This is a genomic window from Niallia sp. WK069_GA_01 (genome assembly GCF_983173855.1).
In genome coordinates this window covers 4,399,682-4,420,418 of sequence record NZ_OZ470138.1, presented here as the reverse complement: position 1 = coordinate 4,420,418, position 20,737 = coordinate 4,399,682, and the positions used below count along the sequence as shown (strand labels likewise).

20 protein-coding genes and 2 pseudogenes are annotated in these 20,737 nt (G+C 35.2%); 20 read left to right on the top strand and 2 right to left on the bottom strand.

Translation table 11 applies throughout. From position 1 onward, the window contains the following. Window positions 1-99: 99 nt before the first annotated feature. From pdaA to AC5LWL_RS20625, 4 genes and pseudogenes are all read left to right on the top strand, one after another. The gene (gene pdaA, locus AC5LWL_RS20640; RefSeq protein ID WP_493436677.1) at window positions 100-858 is read left to right on the top strand and encodes a delta-lactam-biosynthetic de-N-acetylase; all 759 of its coding nucleotides are present in this window, start codon (window positions 100-102) and stop codon (window positions 856-858) included. A gap of 242 nt (window positions 859-1,100) precedes the next feature. After that, complete coding sequence (locus AC5LWL_RS20635; RefSeq protein WP_493436676.1) at window positions 1,101-1,952, top strand: DNA-3-methyladenine glycosylase family protein; 852 nt, start codon at window positions 1,101-1,103, stop codon at window positions 1,950-1,952. A gap of 246 nt (window positions 1,953-2,198) precedes the next feature. Continuing rightward, a complete protein-coding gene (gene rlmD, locus AC5LWL_RS20630; RefSeq protein WP_493436049.1) occupies window positions 2,199-3,590 on the top strand; it encodes a 23S rRNA (uracil(1939)-C(5))-methyltransferase RlmD in 1,392 nt (463 codons plus the stop codon). A 197-nt stretch (window positions 3,591-3,787) separates the two neighbouring features. Then, a pseudogene (locus tag AC5LWL_RS20625) lies at window positions 3,788-4,718 on the top strand (Rpn family recombination-promoting nuclease/putative transposase). 578 nt (window positions 4,719-5,296) lie between these two features. On the opposite strand, the gene AC5LWL_RS20620 reads toward AC5LWL_RS20625, so the two are convergent. Next, window positions 5,297-5,977, bottom strand: a complete 681-nt coding sequence (locus AC5LWL_RS20620; RefSeq protein WP_493436048.1) for an EcsC family protein — start codon at window positions 5,975-5,977, stop codon at window positions 5,297-5,299. Window positions 5,978-6,297: 320 nt separating this feature from the next. Here AC5LWL_RS20620 and AC5LWL_RS20615 point away from each other — a divergent pair, with 320 nt between their 5' ends. From AC5LWL_RS20615 to AC5LWL_RS20575, 9 genes and pseudogenes are all read left to right on the top strand, one after another. Beyond that, window positions 6,298-7,302, top strand: a complete 1,005-nt coding sequence (locus AC5LWL_RS20615) for a DUF3231 family protein (protein WP_493436047.1) — start codon at window positions 6,298-6,300, stop codon at window positions 7,300-7,302. Between the two features lie 51 nt (window positions 7,303-7,353). Then, a pseudogene (locus AC5LWL_RS20610) lies at window positions 7,354-7,560 on the top strand (hypothetical protein); the annotation flags it as partial. Then, window positions 7,527-7,805 (top strand): Rpn/YhgA-type helix-turn-helix domain-containing protein, encoded by a 279-nt coding sequence (locus AC5LWL_RS20605; protein ID WP_493436046.1) that lies wholly within the window; start codon window positions 7,527-7,529, stop codon window positions 7,803-7,805. The pseudogene AC5LWL_RS20610 and the gene AC5LWL_RS20605, both read left to right, overlap by 34 nt. Before the next feature lie 874 nt (window positions 7,806-8,679). After that, window positions 8,680-9,099 carry a MarR family winged helix-turn-helix transcriptional regulator gene (locus tag AC5LWL_RS20600; protein WP_493436045.1) on the top strand — a complete coding sequence of 140 codons (420 nt, stop codon included), beginning with the start codon at window positions 8,680-8,682 and terminating at the stop codon, window positions 9,097-9,099. A gap of 12 nt (window positions 9,100-9,111) precedes the next feature. Beyond that, complete coding sequence (locus AC5LWL_RS20595) at window positions 9,112-10,017, top strand: cation efflux transmembrane domain-containing protein (RefSeq protein WP_493436044.1); 906 nt, start codon at window positions 9,112-9,114, stop codon at window positions 10,015-10,017. Between the two features lie 34 nt (window positions 10,018-10,051). Next, window positions 10,052-10,984, top strand: a complete 933-nt coding sequence (locus tag AC5LWL_RS20590) for a dimethylarginine dimethylaminohydrolase family protein (RefSeq protein ID WP_493436043.1) — start codon at window positions 10,052-10,054, stop codon at window positions 10,982-10,984. A gap of 338 nt (window positions 10,985-11,322) precedes the next feature. Beyond that, window positions 11,323-11,805: a DUF2975 domain-containing protein gene (locus AC5LWL_RS20585; protein WP_493436042.1), complete on the top strand. Its 483-nt coding sequence runs from the start codon at window positions 11,323-11,325 to the stop codon at window positions 11,803-11,805. Between the two features lie 10 nt (window positions 11,806-11,815). Then, window positions 11,816-12,040 (top strand): helix-turn-helix domain-containing protein, encoded by a 225-nt coding sequence (locus AC5LWL_RS20580; protein ID WP_493436041.1) that lies wholly within the window; start codon window positions 11,816-11,818, stop codon window positions 12,038-12,040. Between the two features lie 67 nt (window positions 12,041-12,107). Further along, a complete protein-coding gene (locus tag AC5LWL_RS20575; RefSeq protein ID WP_493436040.1) occupies window positions 12,108-12,881 on the top strand; it encodes a DUF817 domain-containing protein in 774 nt (257 codons plus the stop codon). Between the two features lie 62 nt (window positions 12,882-12,943). Here the strand turns inward: AC5LWL_RS20575 and AC5LWL_RS20570 are convergent, their stop codons facing one another. After that, window positions 12,944-13,273, bottom strand: coding sequence for an antibiotic biosynthesis monooxygenase family protein (locus tag AC5LWL_RS20570; protein WP_493436039.1), 330 nt, complete (start codon window positions 13,271-13,273; stop codon window positions 12,944-12,946). 465 nt (window positions 13,274-13,738) lie between these two features. Between AC5LWL_RS20570 and AC5LWL_RS20565 the strand changes: the two genes are divergently transcribed. From AC5LWL_RS20565 to AC5LWL_RS20535, 7 genes are all read left to right on the top strand, one after another. Continuing rightward, a complete protein-coding gene (locus AC5LWL_RS20565; protein WP_493436038.1) occupies window positions 13,739-14,632 on the top strand; it encodes a fructose bisphosphate aldolase in 894 nt (297 codons plus the stop codon). Between the two features lie 90 nt (window positions 14,633-14,722). Then, entirely contained in the window at window positions 14,723-15,010 is a 288-nt protein-coding gene (locus AC5LWL_RS20560; RefSeq protein WP_493436037.1) for a hypothetical protein, read from the top strand. Window positions 15,011-15,202: 192 nt separating this feature from the next. After that, entirely contained in the window at window positions 15,203-16,864 is a 1,662-nt protein-coding gene (locus AC5LWL_RS20555; RefSeq protein WP_493436036.1) for an AAA family ATPase, read from the top strand. 356 nt (window positions 16,865-17,220) lie between these two features. Next, window positions 17,221-17,799, top strand: coding sequence for an RNA polymerase sigma factor (locus AC5LWL_RS20550; RefSeq protein ID WP_493436035.1), 579 nt, complete (start codon window positions 17,221-17,223; stop codon window positions 17,797-17,799). After that, on the top strand, window positions 17,768-18,577 hold the full coding sequence (locus tag AC5LWL_RS20545) for a hypothetical protein (protein ID WP_493436034.1): 810 nt from the start codon (window positions 17,768-17,770) through the stop codon (window positions 18,575-18,577). The genes AC5LWL_RS20550 and AC5LWL_RS20545 overlap by 32 nt, the downstream gene beginning before the upstream one ends. Beyond that, on the top strand, window positions 18,561-19,433 hold the full coding sequence (locus AC5LWL_RS20540; protein ID WP_493436033.1) for an ABC transporter ATP-binding protein: 873 nt from the start codon (window positions 18,561-18,563) through the stop codon (window positions 19,431-19,433). Before AC5LWL_RS20545 ends, AC5LWL_RS20540 begins: the two co-directional genes overlap by 17 nt. Continuing rightward, window positions 19,433-20,527 carry a hypothetical protein gene (locus AC5LWL_RS20535; protein ID WP_493436032.1) on the top strand — a complete coding sequence of 365 codons (1,095 nt, stop codon included), beginning with the start codon at window positions 19,433-19,435 and terminating at the stop codon, window positions 20,525-20,527. Before AC5LWL_RS20540 ends, AC5LWL_RS20535 begins: the two co-directional genes overlap by 1 nt. Window positions 20,528-20,737 lie beyond the last annotated feature (210 nt).

Genomic DNA, 20,737 nt, shown 5'->3' with positions numbered 1-20,737 from the left:
AACCAAGCATTTTTTCCTCTTATAACACAAACAATAAAAAGAAGATTATGGTTTGTTAAGGAGGAAAAGCAAGTGAAGCTTATAGTTAAATATGCTGTTATGCTCTGTCTTATCTTATCTGTTGGAATCCAACATGCATTTGCCAATGTTTCCAACAGTCCGATCAACTGGGGTTTTAAAAAGGCAGCAAATGAGCAGCCGGCAGAAGCAGGTAAACAGCTAGACGAACTGCTAAAAAAATATGGGGCTTATTATAAAGATACTGCAGATAAAAAAGTTCTTTATCTAACATTTGATAATGGCTACGAAAATGGCTACACTGGAAAAATATTAGATGTATTAAAAAAAGAGAAAGTGCCAGCTACTTTTTTTATCACTGGTCATTATATAAAAAGCGCACCTGATTTAGTAAAAAGAATGGCGAATGAAGGCCATATTATCGGTAATCATTCCTACCATCATCCGGATTTCACCCAAGTTTCGGATGAAAAACTGAAAACAGAATTAGAGACAGTGGTAACAGAAACAGAAGCACTAACTGGAAAAAAAGGCATGACCTATCTACGTCCGCCAAGGGGAGTGTTTAGTGAGCGCACCCTTAAATTAGGAAAAGAACTTGGCTATACACAAGTATTCTGGTCATTGGCTTTTGTTGATTGGAAAACCGATCAGCAAAAAGGCTGGAAATACAGCTATGATAATATTATGGCCCAAGCACATCCAGGCTGTATTATGCTGCTTCATACCGTTTCAAAAGATAATGCTGACGCACTCGAACAAGCAATTAAAGAGTTAAAGAAAAGAGGCTATACCTTCAAGAGCTTGGATGATTTGACGCAGAAAAATAAGGTTGAATGAAGCAGACCCGATTTGGGTCTGCTTTTTTGATAGGGAAAATAGCTGTGTCGGAAAATTTGAAATAAAATCAGCAAAAACTGAAACAAAAAAGGATAAAACTGAAACAATAACCAGCTAAAATGAAACAAAACAAGTGAAAACTGAAACAATACTTATTCTTAGGAATCGAAGCCGTAGTATTTCCAGCGATATCCATGCTATAATACGAAAAAAAAGAGAACGGATGATTCCTTTTGCGGAAAATGAAAGTTGCAGGACCATATAATTTTGATTTTGTTTTAAGTCGTTTAGCATTAGATCCCCTTCATGAGGTGAATATTGCTGATAGAAGTGTGAAGGTTCCACTTTTAATAGAAAAAATTCCGTATGTTGTTACTATTAAAGCAACTGGAACAACAGAGCAATCTGCTTTTGAGGTAGATGGGATTAACGGAAAAAAGGAAGCAATGCTTTTACAAGAAATAACGCGGATTTTCCAGTGGGATAAATCACTTCTTTCCATTCATGATCATTTTCAAAGTACCGATTTAAAAGAACTGTTTGAAACCCACTACGGCACACCTATTGTATTAGATTTCAGTCCATATAACTGTTTAGTAAAATGCATTATCCATCAACAACTAAATCTCAAATTTGCCTATACGCTTACGCAAAGATTTGTGACTACATATGGCTTTGAAAAAGAAGGAGTTTGGTTTTATCCACAGCCAGAAACCGTCGCAGAATTGACAGTGGAAGAGTTGAGAGAGCTGCAATTCAGCACACGAAAAGCAGAATATGTGATTAATTTATCGAAACAAATAGCTGACGGAAATTTGCATTTAGAACATTTAGAACAAAAAACAGATGAAGAAATAATGGCAGAGCTACTTCCGCTAAGAGGAATCGGACCATGGACGGTACAAAATTTTTTATTATTCGGATTAGGAAGAGATAATTTATTTCCGATTGCTGATATAGGTATTCAAAATGCCTTGAAAAATCTGCTTCAGTTAGAAAAAAAGCCAACAAAAGAACAAATGGAGGAGTTAATTATTCATTGGCATCCTTATTTAAGCTATGCTTCTCTTTATTTATGGCGAAGCATTGAATGATTTGGTAAATAGAATAGCTGGATATTCGAAATAAGAAGCCTTATTATTAAAGGATGATTTCTAGTTATAAGAGGTTGTTCAAAAGTCCGGTAAAAATGACACATCGAATTTCTTCGTTGGTTTGCTTCTCCGCTTCTCACGTATTAACACCATACGCTGTGATGCTCGAAGCTAAACCGCCTCGAACTTCTCGGTCCTTTTTATCCTCCTTTTTGAACACGCACTATAAAAGAACGGAGCATTAAAATGAAAGAAAACAAGCAAACTAATACGGTTAAATTGACCCAAGGACAAACATTCCCTTTAACAATAAAACGTCTAGGCATTAATGGAGAAGGCGTTGGCTATTTCAAACGGCAGGTTGTGTTTGTGTCTGGTGCACTTCCTGGTGAAGAAGTGGTAGTGGAAGCAACAAAAGTTCAGCCTAAGTTTTCAGAAGGAAAAATAAAAAAAATTCGCAAAGCCTCTCCATTCCGAGTAAAAGCGCCTTGTCCGATCTATGATCAATGCGGAGGGTGTCAGCTTCAGCATTTGGCATACGATCAGCAGCTAAAGGAAAAACGCGATATTGTGATGCAATCAATGGAGCGCCATACCAAGTTAAAAGTGGACAAATTGGTTATTCGTCCGACTCTTGGCATGAAGGACCCATGGAATTATCGCAATAAAAGCCAATTTCAAATGGGACAGCAGAAAAACGGTGAAATTATTGCAGGTTTATATGGACTTGATTCCCATCGGTTAGTTCCTATTCAAAATTGCATGGTGCAGCATCCATTAACAAATAAAGTATCAGAAGAAGTAAGACAAATACTAGAAGAACAGCAAGTTCCAATCTATAATGAGCGTACACAAAAAGGCATTGTCCGGACAATCGTAACCCGTGCAGGCTTTCAATCAGGCGAAGTGCAAGTGGTATTAATTACAACGCAAAAAGAAGTGCCGCGTAAAAAGAAAATCATGGCAGAAATTCAAGAAAGACTACCAGAAGTAAAATCACTTGTGCAAAATATTAACGGTAACAAAACGTCTCTTATATTCGGAGAAAAAACCTTGCATTTAAGAGGAGAAGAAGTAATTCAAGAAACATTGGGAGACATCCATTTCGAATTATCTGCACGAGCATTTTTTCAATTAAATCCTATTCAAACGGTAACATTGTACGATGAAGTAAAAAAAGCTGCCGCACTAACAGGCAAAGAAAAAATTGCCGATGCATACTGCGGTGTAGGAACAATCGGATTATGGCTGGCAGATGGTGCAAGCGAAGTCCGAGGGATGGATACCATTGATGCAGCAATTCAAGACGCACAAAAAAATGCAACCCGCCATGGAATCAAAAATGCCACCTACGTAACAGGAACAGCCGAACATTGGCTCCCAAAATGGGTAGAAGAAGGCTGGCAACCAGACGTAGTAGTAGTCGATCCACCACGAACAGGCTGCGACCAAAAACTACTAAACGCCATTAAAAAAGTAAAACCAAAGAAATTTGTATACGTATCCTGCAATCCGTCTACATTGGCAAAGGATATTGATTATTTGTCGAAGGAATATAAGGTAGAGTATATTCAGCCAGTGGATATGTTTCCGCATACGGCTCATGTTGAGTGTGTGGCTTTACTAACGTTGATATAACAAGGTTTTTAAGTAAGGTATGTTCACATTGACCACATGCCTTGCTTAAAACTTATTTTGAAATGAATTTTTCGATGAAATCCATAGTTTTTCTTTTATCGATTCTGTGATGTGGGCATAAACACCTCTTGTGGTTGTACGGGTGACTGAAAATAACAAGTTTATGACTAAATAAAAGAGAATTTACGGAGGAGATAATGACCAAACGATTAGATTTGCGTATTGACTTTGCCTTTAAATCACTTTTTGGAACCCATGGAAATGAATCGATTTTAGCTACTTTTTTAATTGCCGCTCTACGTTTATCTGCGGAAAAGAAAATTACAATCGTTCACCTGTTAGATCCACATTTTAATAAAGAAAACCTCGAAGATTAACAATCCATTCTAGACGTTCACGCACAATTAGAAGACGGAACGCGCATAAATATTGAAATTCAACTAAATAATAAGCATGATATGGAAAAGAGAACCCTTTATTATTGGTCCAAAATGTATAGTCGCCAAATGAAAGAAGGAATGGACAATAACGAGCTATGTCAAACGATTACGATTAACATTATAAATTTTCGTTATTTATCTCACATCCACCATTACCATTCCATTTTTCAGTTATATGAACAAGAAGAAAAAGTATTGTTAACCGACATGCTAGAAATTCATTTCATGGAACTTCCTAAACTTCTTATTAAATGGCGCAGAAAAGAAGTCGACTCAAGAGAAGATCAATTAGTAAGATGGTTATTATTACTGGAAGCCTCTGAAGACGAAGAAATCACGCAAGTATTGGAGGAGATTGCCAATGCAAGAAGATCAAGTATTAAAAAAAGCAATGGACGAATGGGAACGTGTCAGTCAAGATCCTGAAGTGTTGCTTGCATACGAGGCAAGAAGAAAAGCATTATTGGATGAAAAATCTGCGCTAAAACGAGCAGAAAGCTTGGGATTACAGAAAGGATTACAAGAAGGATTACTAAAGGGCGAACAAAAAGGACTAGAAAAAGGAAGACAAGAAGCTATCAGAGATTTGGCACTTAGTATGATTCAAAAAGGGATAGACAGTAAAACCATAAGTGATATTACTGGTCTCAAAAAAGAAGAGATTAATAGCCTTCACAGCAATAATTAATTGCTAATTATCTCTTTGTGTCATATCCATTCTTAAAGTTTACAAAAACCACCTGAAATTAATATAAGTAGTATATAAGAGAGCCTCTTCCAATCAAACTTGAGGAGGCTTTTTATTGCGAGGAGAAGGTTATAGACCTTTCAATTAATCTAGCAATCTTCGACAAATTTCGGGGCGTCACTGTGGTTAAAATAACTCGTTCATTTGCTGTAGCGGTTGTAGCAGCATAGGTATTTGATTTTCTAATGTATTAACAAATTGAATGATTTTTTTGTATTTTTGTCAAAAATCGTGTCCCCAGTCTGAAATGCAATGTGCCTCATCTACAACTATTAATGCTATTCCAGGACCTCTTTCAAGTAGTGGCAATGTTTCCTCTTTAAAAGGTTTACTATGAAATCTTTCAGAAGCAACAATTAAAAAATCACAATTATCGTGGGAAATAGCTTTATTTACTATTTCCCATTCTTGAATATTATCACTGTTAAGTGTAAAAGCTTTAAATCCTATTTGATATGTAGCATCAAGCTGATTTCTAATTAATGCAAGTTAGAGTAAGTATGTAGATGCTTCGATTGCTATAACATATCAATAATTTCAGGTTCATCATTACTATTAATGTTTTGTTCTTGAATAAACAGCTTGTATGCAACGTTCCCTATAGTATTTGTAGCAACTGCATCTACGGTACCACCAATAATTCCTCCTGCTAAAGGAACCATCTTGCCTAAATTTATAACTCCTTTTTCTCCAAACTTTGTTAGTAAACGAAATCCTACAGCTTGGTTGATTCTTTTTATTACTTCGAAAGGAATTTTTTTAATACCGGTTAATGCGAGTTTGTTCCCTATCTGGATCCCTGCGTTTTTAAGAATATCTTTTGCTCCACTTCCAGCTAAACAAGCATAAACAAAAGATTTAATCTGGTCATCTTTTACATCATAACCACCCATATGTGCAATAGCCGCAACCATTCTCATTTGAACTAAAATAACGCTTGTTATATTGGTGGGTACAGCAACAGGTAATGTAATAAGTCCCCCCAAACCTGTTAAAAATCCACTAGTAGCACTTTTGGTGTTTTGCCATAGTATTAAACTTTTAACTTTTTCATCTAAGGTTCCACTCTTTTTCAAGTAACTATCAGCTAATTCTATGGCAGTGTCCATTCCAGGTACACCACCATTAATTGCTTTATCATAAGACCAATCTAATGCCTTTATTATTGCGTCGTGTGTTAAAGATTTAGTTTTTGACAATTTAACTCACCTTTCTCCTAGGGGAATATGGTAATATTATACTATAAATAACAGTGTGGAAATTACTATTTTTTCTCTTAAATAATATTATATAGAGGTGTGAGTATATGCCTATAGAAGTTGGGATATGGAAAGTAAATGGCGGTATAAAAAATTCTTATTGTAGTAGGAAAAAGGTGAGCAAAGTTTTGCTTGCCTTTTTTGTTGACTTCGTTCACTAAGAATCTATTCCCTCTTTTTATGTCCAATAAAAATTCATATCTCATGATGAATTGGTAAATAATATTTAAAAAAGTAACAATATAGAAAAGGGTGACAATATGGAAAAGGAAAAATTAAAACTCACATCTTCCGAAATAGGAACTTTGTGGGGAGAATATATTAATGGCACAGCAGTTGATGTAGTAAATAGGTATATGTTTTCTATTATTGAGGATGAGTCAATTAAAGCCATTTTTGAAGATGCTATCAAAACATTCGAAAAGCAAAAACAACAAATCGTTACTTTTATAAAAAATGAGGGATTTCCAGTTCCCATTGGATTCACAGAATCTGACCTCTTTAAAGATAAACAGAGGTTGTTTACAGATATCTTTTGCCTAAATTATTTGCATATCATGACATTACATGGTTTGCTGGGACACTCAACTTCATTGGGCGTTTCTGTAAGAGAAGACTTACGGTACTTTTACGACTCCTGTGATAATGATGGAAAAAGGATGTATCATCAAACAATTGATTTATTGCTTGAGAAAGGAAGTTTTCAAAGAGACCCTTTATTTTATCCAGCTAAAAACCCTGAATATGTTTCCAGCCAAGATTTCATAGATGGATTCTTCGGAAAGGGTAGAAAACTAGCAGCGACAGAAATCATTAGTATTTCTTTCAACCTAAAAAAAAACATTATGGCTAAAACCCTTTCTATCGCATTCAGTCAAGTCGCTCAAACAAAAGAAGTAAGAAAGTTTTTAACCGAATCCGAAAAAACAGCTGATGGTCAAATAAAAGCATTTTCAAAAATAATGCAAGCTGATAACTTACCAGTTCCTAAATATTGGGAAACAGAAGTGACAACTTCAACGGACTCTCCTTTTTCCGATAAATTAATGTTATATCATATTGGATTCTTGTTTCAAGCGGCACAAAACTATCATGGGGCAGGCCTAGCATCAGCCATGCGAACAGACCTTGTGACAACTTATGAAGGTACTATTCTAAAGAATCTTATGGTTACAAAAAAATGGTTTAATATTATGGTTCAAAATAAATGGTTAGAACAGCCCCCACTTGCTCCTAATAGAAAAGAAATTGCAAAAGAAATATAGTATAAACAATTGCTGGGGCATGATCAGTGAATAAAACATATTTGAAAATTAATATGGAGCATCGCACTTCCTGGATTTGGTCAGTATTTAAACGGAAAATATTTTAAAGGCACAATATTTTAGGTACTTGAATTTCTGATTAATATACAATCTAATTTCAATCATGTAATACTTATGTGTTTTCACTGGGAAATTAGTGATGCTATAAAACATACGAATTATCAGTGGCTGATGTTTTATCCTTGGTATTGCTTGCATACGAGGCAAGAAGAAAAGCGTTATTGGATGAAAAATCCGCGTTAAAACGGGCAGAAAGCTTGGGATTACAGAAAGGATTACAAGAAGGATTACTAAAGGGCGAACAAAAAGGACTAGAAAAAGGAAGACAAGAAGCTATCAGAGATTTGGCACTTAGTATGATTCAAAAAGGGATAGACAATAAAACCATAAGTGATATTACTGGCTTCACCAAAGAAAAAATTAATAACCTTCGACAGCAATAATTTAATTTCTTTGTGTTATTTCCATTCTTAAAGTTTACAAAAACCACCTGAAATTAATATAAGTAGTATATAAGAGAGCCTCTTCCAATCAAACTTGAGGAGGCTTTTTATTGCGAGGAGAAGGTTATAGACCTTTCAATTAATCTAGCAATCTTCGACAAATTTCGGGGCGTCACTGTGACTAAAATCAAAAGATAGGGGACATAATATTGTTAGCATTTTTAGTTCATATTTGTATAGGTTTCATGGTGTTAGGAATAACATTATTTCCAGCTAAAACAGTAAAATTTAATAATAGAACGCTAAATAATACTACTGCTATATATGGGTTATTTGGGATTATTTTAGTAGGTCTGGGTATGTACATTGGAGGAGGAGAGTCTTTACATGCATATTTCTATATAACAGTTATCATACAATTGATTATTCTAGGTCTCTTCGTATTAACTTACCATCTTTTTAAAAAGGTAGGATATTCGAAATTAATAAATATTTGTTCACTTTGCTTAGTCACCATTAGTTATTTAATGTACATTTACTATATTATCGCGAGTTTTATTTATTATTAGGCTCTGTTAAAGTTTAGTGTTGAGGGAGTTTAAATGGGAAATGCTTGCTGATATATTATCAAGGAAATCTGAAAAAAACGGATATTATAAAAAAGGTTGCACTGGTAAAGGATATCCTCTTCCAATCAAAACTTGAAGAGGTTTTTTATTGTAAGAAGAAAGATTACAGACCTTTCAATTAATCTAACAATCTTCGACGAATTTCGGGTCGTCACTGTGACTAAAATTAGTTTGACAGAAACTTTTTTTGTGTTAATATAGTTAACGAAAGTAATTACTTTTGTTAACCAAAAGGAGAGGGAAGTATGAAAACAATTAGTCAACAGTTCTCTGATATATATGAAAAAACAACAATTCTCTATCAAAACAATTCTCAAAGAGATCAGAATTTTTCGGAATTATCTTCTAATGACGAACATTATTTAGATATTTTGTATTCTTTGAAAAAGCCTACACTTACCAAGTTTTCGGAAAAAGCGAAAATTTCAAAGCCTGCTGCTACAAGAATTATTCAGAAATTCATTGAAAAAAAATATCTGACAAAAAGACCATCTAAGACAGATGGGAGAGTTCAATATTTAACCTTGAGTGAAGAGCTTGAAGAATATTTTAAAAATAATTATCAACTTTTTGATCAATTATTTCTTGGTTGTATTGCTGTTCTTACAGGAGAAGAAAAAAAACAACTTCAAGAAATTCTAGAAAAAATCAATCGAAATTTGTGAGTGGTGGAAATTATGAATCAAAAACGTATAGAACAACAAGGGCTATTAGCTGGTATCATAGTCAATCTTGCTATGGGAGGGGCTGGTTTATGGGTATATCAACTAACGAAGATTCAGGCATTGTTTGTGGATGCATATTTTACAATAATTGCATTAGCTTCGGGGATCGCTGCTATTTTTATTTCAAAAATAAGTCCAAAGAAAACAAAGCATTTTCCACAGGGACTTTTCCTATTGGAACCGCTATATGCGATAGTTAAGTCTTTATTATCCATTTTTTTACTGTGTGCTTCTCTCTTAACAGTCAGTAAAAAAGCCTTTTTGTATTTCGCCTATGGCCAAGGGGAAAAGATGAATATAGGTCCGGTTATTCCTTATGAGATTATCATGGTAATTCTTTGTTTAGGTTTGTCATGGTACTACTATCGACAAAATCAAAAAATGAATGGTGCTAGTACACTCCTTCAGGCAGAAACTAAAGGAACCATGATAGATGGAATTATGTCTGCCGGAATTGGTTTAACGGCCCTAATTGTTTTTTTTATCAAAGAAGATTCAATTTGGAGCTTTTTACTTTATACAGGCGACTTCTTTATTACAAGCATTTTAGCTAGTTTAACAATCAAGACACCTTTTCGTGTATTGAAAGAAGCATTTATTGAATTAAGTGGTGGAAAATTAACCGATGCTCCTATTCAAGAAACGATAAAAAAACGAATCGAGAATCACTTGGAAGCTTCTCTCGTTCTAGAAGCTTGTACAATCTATAAAGTTGGTATGCTATTTAAAGTATGTGCAAAAGTAAAGAGTAAAACACAAATGGTTGATACCAAAGATTTGTTAAAAAAGAAGGAAGCCATCCAAAAAGAGCTTTCTGCTCATTACGAATTTCTTCAACTGGAGTTTATATGGAATTGATTACTCAAAGAAAACGGATAGAAAGGACGAAAAAATGAACATAACTATTTACAATGAATACGATCCTTTGGAAAAAGTTATTATTGGCAGTGCGGAATCACTCTATTTCCCGGATGCTCATGAAATTGAACAGGAAGAAGGAATGCCTGCATGGAAGCAATTCCTCACTAATTATGTGTATCGTATGCTTAAAGGAAAAAAAGTGCCTGAATTGATAAAACGACAATTCAAAAAAGAATTATACTCATTAAAAAAACTTTTAGAAGATCATGGTGTGGAAGTATTAACTGTTGACCCTATTATACCAAAAACAGAAGATGCTCCAGGGATTGGCCAGATGTTTGCTCGTGACAGTGTAATAAGTCTTGGTAATCAATTAATAGAAGGAAATCTTCAAATTGAAATGCGGAAAAAAGAACTTTTGGGCTACCAGAAAATTATTGATATGGTCTCAAATAATAATGATATCCTGTCTGTTCCGACCAAAGAAGATATTTTTTTAGAAGGTGGAGATGTAATCATTGATAAGCCTTACATATTTGTGGGGGTTGGAAAATATGCTAGCAATCTTGCCGGTGTAGAATGGCTGAGATCCCATCTCGATAATTCTTGGCATGTAGTTCCTATCCAGTTATCCAATGACGCAATTCTTCATCTTGATTGCTGCATGACGATTGTAGGACCCAAAAAAGCCATTATTCATCGTGAGTCACTCCAACAACCATTACCTAAGGAGCTTAGTGATTACAAATTCATTGAAATTGATGGAAAAACGAGAAAGCAGATGGGGAGCAATGTTTTAGTCATTGGTCCTAACAAAGTGATTGTCCAAAAAAGACATCGGAAGCTTCAAAAATCGTTAAAACAAGCTGGTTTCACCGTACTTCCTTTATCTTTTACTTGGCATGCTTTATTGGATGGTGCGTTTCGATGTGCTAGCTGTCCTTTAAGCAGAACTCGTAAATAAATTAATTTTTAGGGAAAATATACTCGTTATCAAAAATTCACCTGCTATAGCAGATGAACGTTTAAGTCATATTTTAAACAGATTCTTAAAGAGCATCATACTTTGTAAAAAAATTTTATATAAAGTAAAGAGGCACTCACCTTCAGAAGGTGAGTGCCTCTTTTTATTTTGCAAAAAAGCCAGATTAGCGAAAAAGATAAATAGCCAATTGCCTTTAATAATTAGAATGAATTTAATTATATCAATAAATAAATAATAATATTCAATAATAATTTATTGTAAAACGATAAATTATATGTTAAATTCAAATGGAAAATAAATAGGTGAGGTGTTTTTTTATGAAACAAGTGTCAACGCTCTTTTTAAAAATAGCTGTTTTTTTTATTGGAATTCCAATTCTTGCTTTGTGTATATTTTTGGTGCCTGAGTTAGGGGATCTGGCAGAGAAATTGTTACCAGAGTTTGCTTCTATAAAATATCTCGTTGCCATCATTTTTTATGCATCGGCGATCGTTTTTTACTTTGCTCTTTATCAGGCTATCAAAATGTTAAGCTATATTGACAAGAATAAAGCTTTCTCCGAATTATCTGTAATAGCCCTAAAGAAGATCAAATACTGTGCCATTATAATCAGTAGCTTGCATGTACTAGTCTTGCCGCTTTTTTATCTATTTGCGGATAAAGACGATGCACCAGGTGTTATTTTTATTGGATTGATTGTTCCTTTTGCTTCCATTGTCATTGCAGTTTTTGCTGCTGTTCTTCAAAGGCTTTTACAAGAAGCCATCGATATAAAATCTGAAAATGATTTAACGGTCTGAGGTGAAAACAATGGCGATTATAATTAATATTGATGTGATGCTGGCTAAAAGAAAAATGAGTGTTACAGAGCTTTCGGAGAGGGTTGGAATCACGATGGCTAATCTTTCTATCTTGAAAAACGGAAAAGCAAAAGCGATTCGATTATCCACTTTAGAGGCGATTTGTAAGGCTTTAGAATGTCAACCAGGAGATATTTTAGAATACCGACGTGATGAAGACACCCAAGATAAATGAAATGGGAATCAAATTCATAAAAGGGGAGCTACTCTTGAATGGAACCATTCAAAAAAGGAGACAAAAAATGAGGAGAGCACTTAAACAATTTGTTCGTTTTGGTTGGGAGCAGGCTCTATCCTGTTTGTTTCCTGTCGTTATTTTTGCCTCTTTGGCTTTTACAAAAATCATCCCACTTCCCATGCTTCCACGATATGACTGGCTGCTTATCATCTGCCTTTTGATGCAAGGCTGGATGGTGCGTTCTGGTCTCGAAACACGAGATGAACTAAAGGTTATTACATTATTCCATCTTATTGGATTGGCACTTGAACTTTTTAAGGTACATATGGGCTCCTGGTCTTATCCAGAGGAAGGATATTTCAAAATTTATGGTGTGCCTTTGTATAGCGGATTTATGTACGCTAGTGTAGCGAGTTATCTTTGTCAGGCGTGGAGAAGATTAAAAGTGGAACTCATTAATTGGCCGCCGTTTTTGGTAGTTGTACCGCTTGCCACTGCGATTTATTTAAATTTTTTCACTCACCATTTTTGGATAGACGTCCGCTTTTGGTTATCAGGACTTGTCATAATCGTCTTTTGGCAATCAAAGGTCACATATGAGGTGAATGGAACGAGATACCGTATGCCGCTCGCCCTTTCTTTTGTGCTCATTGGATTTTTTATATGGATAGCCGAAAATATAGCAACTTTTTTTGGTGCTTGGAAATATCCAAACCAAACCGAAGCATGGAGTCTCGTTCATCTAGGAAAGGTAAGTTCATGGCTTTTATTAGTGATTGTTAGCTTTCTTATAGTAGCGACGTTAAAACAGGTGAAAGGGAAAAATCCACTAGGATAGATACTAGTGGATTTTTTAAACAATAAAGTCCTCGATAATACGAACCCTTACATAAGCTATTTTTATTTACTAAAAGAATAATCTCTTTCCACTTTACAGATGCGAGTAATATATCTGGAATACCAATCACTTTTCCCTTTTGCTTGAGCTTTTTGATGAGGTATATTTTCTTTCCATAACTTTATAGATTCTAAGCTATTCCAATAGGATATAGTTATACCGATTCCATCTTGATCTCTAGAGCTCTCCACACCTAAAAACCCTGTTTGTTTAGAAGCAAGTTCATCCATTAAATGAGCAATTTTTCCGTAGCCTTCATCGTCTTTTTCCGTTCTTTGAGAAGTAAAAATAACAGCATAATAAGGTGGATTTGGTGTATTGGCAAATAACATAATATCTCCTCCAGTTCTTCTAATAGTAAAAATAGTAACATATGTACTAACCAATATATTAGTAAATAATTATTTAATCCATAAAGAATCCACTTAAAAAACAGTAATACTGCTTTTTGACATATCGCCATAGTTTGAAGCAGAGAACAGGTGGAATCCACGAAGGCTCCCGTGAGAATGAGAGAAAGACGAGACCACGCAGCGAGGAGGCTCGACACTCGCCCACAGGAAAGCGAAGTGTATTTGACTGCGGACTCTATCGTGAGAGCCCAAAACCACTTTTCAGAGTAGCCTAAATTAAAGTAACCAAATAACCAACTATAGAAATAATGAAAAAGAAACAATTCCTGCCTTTGCACAAATAATCCTCGAGAAAATCAAAAAATAACAAGAAAGATGTTTCTTCTGTCATTTACTGGGTAAAAATATAAGGTTACTAACTTTATAATAAAGGAGTAGATAAAAATGCTTGAAGATCAATTCCAAAAAGTCAAAAATAATAAAGGATTTATTGCTGCTCTAGACCAAAGTGGAGGCAGTACTCCAAAAGCATTGCTAAATTACGGTGTATTAGAAGATACTTATAAAAATGAAGAAGAGATGTTTGATCTGGTTCACGAAATGCGGACACGAATTATTACATCACCTGCTTTTAATTCTACATATATTCTTGGTGCTATTCTATTTGAACAAACAATGGATCGCTTGATAGAAGGAAAATACACAGCGGATTATTTGGCTGAGGTAAAAGGAATTGCTCCTTTTTTGAAAATCGATAAAGGTTTAGCAGATCTATCTAACGGTGTACAGTTAATGAAACCGATTCCGGATTTAGATAAAAAACTGCAGCACGCAAATGAACGCCATATTTTTGGTACAAAAATGCGCTCCGTTATTAAAGAAGCCAATCCAGAGGGTATTAAAGCGGCAGTGGCTCAACAATTTGAAGTCGGAAAACAAATTATTGCAGCTGGCCTAGTACCAATTATTGAACCAGAAGTAGATATTACTAGTCGTGATAAAGAAAAATCAGAAGCTATTTTAAAAGATGAATTATTAAATCAGCTAAATAAATTAGCTGAAACAGAAAACGTGATGTTAAAACTATCTATTCCGACGGTTGCTAATGCATATAAAGAATTAGTCGAACATCCACGAGTTGTTCGTGTTGTGGCGCTTTCTGGTGGTTATACTAGAGAAGAAGCCAATAGAAAATTAAAAGAAAATGAGGGCGTAATTGCAAGTTTTTCTAGAGCATTAAGTGCAGATTTAAATGTTAAACAAACAGACGATGAATTTAATGTTGCTTTAAAATCAGCTGTAACTTCCATTTATGATGCCTCTGTAAATAAAAAATAAACGGTAAGAGGGACAGCGAATCTGTCTCTCTACGAAAAGCACCTTTATACATAATCTGCATAATATTATGTATAAAGGTGGTGATGATGAATGAATTTTATGCTTACCAGTTGGTTTATTTATACCATGTGGGCTGTATTTGGACTTATGCTTATTGATTTTCTTATTGCCTTTTTCAAATCCTTCTGGAAAGGATCTTTCAGTCCAATGATTGTTCTGGACTATTTAAAGGATATTCTGTATTATATCTTTCCGTTAAATATCATCCTATCCATGATTCCAATTGATCCTACAACATGGACATTGGTAGTTTTTTATTTTGTTGGCGGCATAGCATTATCAGTGAAATATATAATGGATATTATCCGTAAATTTTAATGAATGTTATGGATTGAGCCTTCTTGAATAGAGGGTTTTTTTAATAGCTTTTTATAAATTTTTCTAAATAGGAATGAAAATTCACCTATCAGAATACAAGTTCATATATATCTTTTTTATATGATATTATTTAAGTAAAAGAAACAGTTTTTAAAAAAAACTGAAAATTCAGTAATCGAAAGAGGGGTGTCCATGAAAAACTATCAATGGATCAAGTGGCGTAAAGTTATTCTGTGGACTGTCATTATTATTGTTATAGGCATACTTTTATATGCTGGTGGTCCGACTTACTGGAGAATTACATTAACGATTGTCGGATATGCGTTACAGCTCCTCTTCGCGATGATGTTTATGATTATTCAGTTTGTTGCTCTCTTCTGGTTTCTGGCAAGAGGGCGTACTTATTGGATTTTGCCTGGAGAAACAGGTTCAACCTGGAAGGATTATCGGGGAAACCCAGTAATTGTTGAAAATGCCAATCGGATTGTCACTTTGCTTAGAGGAGTGAAGGAATTTAAGGAAATGGGCGGTGAGTCGATCAGAGGATTGCTTCTTAGTGGACCTCCTGGTACCGGGAAGTCTTATCTGGCACAAGTAATCGCGAATGAAGCCCAAGTACCATTTGCATATGCGTCTGCTCCTAGCTTTCAAAACATGTTTTTTGGTGTTGGCAATCTGAAGGTAATGGGAATTTACAAGAAGGCTCGCAAGCTTGCAAAAGTATATGGAGCCTGCATTATATTTATTGATGAAATTGATGCGATTGGCATGGCTCGTCAATCTTCAGGAGGGGGAGGAATGGGGATGCTCGGCATGGGAGGTGGTTCAGGTTTATTAAACGAACTTCTATTGCAGATGGACCCGCCGAATATTGATAACACAAAGCTAGCGAAGCTGCTTCGTTCACTTGGATTGCGGCGAAAGAAGGCTGAGCGTCCGGCCGTGCTCACAATTGCAGCTACTAATCTGCCAGATGTGCTTGATCCTGCCCTCCTTAGACCAGGTCGCTTTGACCGGAAGCTTGTGGTGGATTCTCCAGATTATGATGGAAGATTGGATGTTTTTCAGTATTATTTAGAAAAGATTAAACGAGATGCCAGTTTAACACCAGAAAAGGCAGCAATTGATACAATTGGCTATAGTCCTGCACAGATAAAGCATATCGTTAATGAGTCAGTGGTAATTGCCCATCAGAGAGGTGCGGAATCTGCTCATTATGAGGACTTTCGGAATGCAATGGAAACGTATGAATGGGGACTTAAACAGCCGCTCCGTTCTATGAGCGATGATGAGAAACGGAATGTCGCTTATCATGAAGCTGGCCATGCGGTAGCACAGTATCTACTGAATCCCCATGACCGTGTCTGGAAGGTGACAATTATTCGGAGGGGAAGTGCTTTAGGGCTTGCTGCGACAAAGCCAACAAAAGAGAGATATAATCAAAGTGACAGTGAGATGCTAGCAGGTATTCAAGTATGTCTGGCAGCTCGAGCGGTAGAAGAGGAGTTTCTTGGTAAAAAGTTGAACGGCGTAACCTCTGATTTGCGGCAGGCTACATTGCTCGCAGGCGCTTATCTTGGTATGGTCGGAATGGGAGAGGAACTGTTCAGCTGGCTCTCCATAGGATCACAGGCTGATGCCCTCAAGGCACTGCGGCCAAAAATAAACGAGCTGCTAAAAGACCAAATGCAGCAAGTTAAAAGGCTGGTTAAAGAACACGATCGTTTTGTTCATGCGATTGCTGAAGACTTGCTGAAATACGGAGACCTGAATGGAGAAGAAATTGATCACATTTATATAGGTCTGTATGGGCATAGTCGCCCAATGCCTCCAGAAATAAAAGCCATGGAATAGCCTTCTCTTATTCTAGAAAAAGCCAGGCGATCTCCAAATAACTGACGTAGCTTTAAAGGCGTGTTCAAAAAGGAGGATTAAGCATAGCCCATTCATTTTGATGAATGAGCTATTTTTTTTGTCCATGAAATTATCAACGAAATGGGATGGTGGGATAACTTAATGGTTGTGTCCACATTCAGCTTCGACGTAAAGGATATGGTGTCTTTAATTGACAAGCGCCTTTAGTTTTTTACAGTATGATAAATATGTAAACCAAACTCATTATCCCTTTTTATCTAAAAGAATGAAAAATATAGACAATTAATTAAATCTTTTTCAAAATATATTCGTCTAACTAAAATGAGGTGATAAAAATGCCTGAAGATCACGAATTGGTGAAGGAAATACAGGCTGGAAGCCAAGCAGCCATGGAGGTATTAACGAGGAAATACTATAAGCCTATTTATGCCTTTGTCTATCGAAAAATAGTCGATAAGGAAACAGCCTATGATTTAACACAAGAAATTTTTATTAAAATGATGCAAAGAATCAGTACATACACAAATGAAGGGAAGTTTAGCAGCTGGATTTTTACAATTGCCATAAATCATTGTCGAGATTATTGGAGAAGCAAGGAATACAAAGTGAGTTCCCAACAAACGGAATTGCCGGAAGTAGCAGAGAACGAACAAAATAATGTAACGTATATTTTTGAAAGAAAAGAAGCGAGAGAACAAGTCAAGCAAGCAATGCAGACCCTTCCAGAATACCAGCGAGAAGCTATTCTATTAAAGTATTACCAGCATTTTAAAATTAGAGAGATTGCTGTAATAACGAAAACAAGTGATTCAACTGTTAAATCACGGCTGAGACAAGGAATAACGAAATTAGCAGCGATGCTAAGAAGGGAGGAAGAAGCAGATGTACGAAAACGTGAAAAAGGAAGAAGCTGAATTAGATGAAGCCTTTTTGGAGATAGAACAAGAACTTGGATACTCCTTAACAGAATTTGATGTAGAATTTCCAAGTGAAGAGGAAATCATGACGACTATTCAGGTGCTTCGTCCATATGTACCTCAGAAAGAGAAAACTTGGAAGCAACTTTATGATTATTCAAAAATAATTTTAAAACATTCTCTCAATGAAGTTTTTTATGTGAGCCCGTTGTTTTGGATAGCAAATAGTATATTTTTAGTCACATGCTTGTTGGGGATATTTTTAACAAAGGAGAGTCCTTACCTAATCATCATGATTTTTGCACCTATTCCTACTATTACTGGATTAATAGAAGTGATAAAAAGCAGAAATATTGGCATGGCAGAATTAGAGATATCGCTAAAATTTAGTTTTCAAGAAATTATTTTATCAAAAATGGTGGTAGTAGGAGGGTTTAATGCAGTTATTAATTTACTGGCAACATGGGTTCTTTCCATTTCTTATCCAACTATTTTAATAGGAAAGTTGCTTCTCTATTGGATAACTCCTTTTAGCGTCATTACCGCTCTTTCTCTCATGTTAGTGAGTAAAATACGAAACGTTTATTTTATTACTGCGGGAATCGTTCTTTGGGTTGTATGCAGCAGTATGTTGAGTCAAACGTCATTTATAAAAAAAATAGAAGGTGTGCCTGTTGCAGTTTTTATTTTTATCTGCATAATATCTGCAATAATGGCACTCTTCAAAGCTATAAATATGTTTAAAAGGGGATTTGAAAATGAAGCTATCCATTGAGCATCTATCCAAGAACTTTGGCGAAAAAATAGCGTTAAATGATATCCATGTAGAACTTTCAACAGGTGTTTATGGAATACTAGGTGCCAATGGTTCTGGAAAAACGACCTTTATGCGCATACTTGCGAGTGTCTCCAAGGCAACAACTGGAAGGATTTTGCTAGATGGTCAAGATATTCATGTTTTAAATCATCAGTATCGTGAAATAATCGGCTATCTTCCTCAACATGTAGGATTATATAAAAGCTTTACAACAGAAAAGTTTTTAATGTATATCGCTTCACTTAAGGGTTTAACGAAACAAGAAGCAAAAAAGAAAGTAAACGAAGTAATCGAACTAGTAGGATTAACAGACAAAAGAAAAGAAAAAACAGGCAAGTTGTCTGGCGGAATGAAAAGGAGAATAGGCATTGCTCAAGCTTTGCTAAATGATCCAAAAATATTAATCGTTGACGAACCGACAGCAGGTCTTGATCCAAAAGAGAGAATTAGGTTTCGAAACTTATTATCACAAATAGCTGATAGCAGAATTGTTTTATTGTCTACACATATTGTTTCTGATATTGAATTTATTGCAAAAGAAGTACTGATCTTAAAAGAGGGTCGTTTAATTAAAAAAGAAACAACACAAGAACTTTTAAAAGGAATGAAAAACAAAGTTTGGAATTTAACAGTAAGAGAGGAAGAAGTTGCTTTCTATCAATCACGCTATAAAATCGGAAATATCGTACGTTTGGATAAAGATATACAATTGCGAATCATTCATGAAGAAAAACCGAATGATCATGCAAAAGAAGAAATACCTAATTTAGAAGACTTATACCTCTATTATTTTGACGAGGAGGTACTTGTATAATGGATCTATTTAAGTGGGAACTGTACAAAATTTTCAATCAAAAAATTATATATATTGTTTTTACCGGTTTCATGATTCTTTCTACTAGTTTTATTTTTCAGCAACAAACGGCAGAAAAAAAAGAAATTTATCAAGAATGGACAGGACCTTTAACATCAGAAAAGATTCAACAAGCAGAGAAAGAGAATACAGTATTAAGTAAAGAGATGGAGGAGCTGGAAAATGGTGAAGTGCTGGCGAAAGAGGTATGGATAAAATATGGAATTTATGAAAATATTGCATTTGGTCAGGGGATAATGCAAAGGGCTGAACAAAAAATAGCAGAACTAAAAAATAAGAATACGGATAAAGCAGAAATGGAAACATCAATGCTTAAGCAGATTGATGTTTCGTATTTTTCTTATCATGATGGACCAATGAGAATCATCGAATTTACGAGTATGTTTAGCTTTGTGGCAACGGCTGCAATGCTGCTGATAGGATTATCTACAAGTTATTCTAATGAATATAGTTCAGGCATCGATCATTATATGCTTAGCTCCAAAAAAGGAAGAAAAACGATTGTTTGGGCAAAGATATTGGCTTCCATGCTTTATACAATGGCAGTTGTTGCGATTTGGGAACTATGGGTATTGTTTTTACATTCTATCCAATACGGTAAGGAAGGATGGGATATGGCGATGCAATATAATTTTTATCTCACTTTCTCTCCTTATCCGTTTACTTTTTTGCAATATCATTTGATTCAATTTGGGTTGCATTTACTAGCAGCACTCTGCTTTGCATTATTGATTCTCTTTCTTTCTATGCTGAATAAAAATGTGTTAATTACTTTCTTTATAAGTGCAAGTGTGTTTATTCTCCCATTTGTCATATATGAAATGATTCAATGGGAATGGCTGCGAAATATCATGCTGTTTTCCTCGCTTTATATGATGAAGGCTGAATATCTATTCAGTGACTTAAAGGTTATAAATTTATTCGGACTGCCAGTTGTATTTCCTGTTTTTGTTAGTGTGGTTGTACTTTTGGCCAGTATAGTTTGCATGATTGTGATGTTTCGAGTAATGAAAGAGAGAGAAGTAAGCAATTAAAGAAGGGGAAGAAGCTTATTAGAGACGGCTCTTTTGCTTAAAAAGTGAGGGAGCTGTTTTATTTTGAAGTGTATACTGTTGAGATGATAGAATAAAAATGCATTTTAAATAAGCATTAAATTGCCCTCAAATTTGAAGGTCAGGGGGATTTTTCATATAAATGATACAAATACAAATTCTGATCAGCTATAAAACATGTCATTAACATGT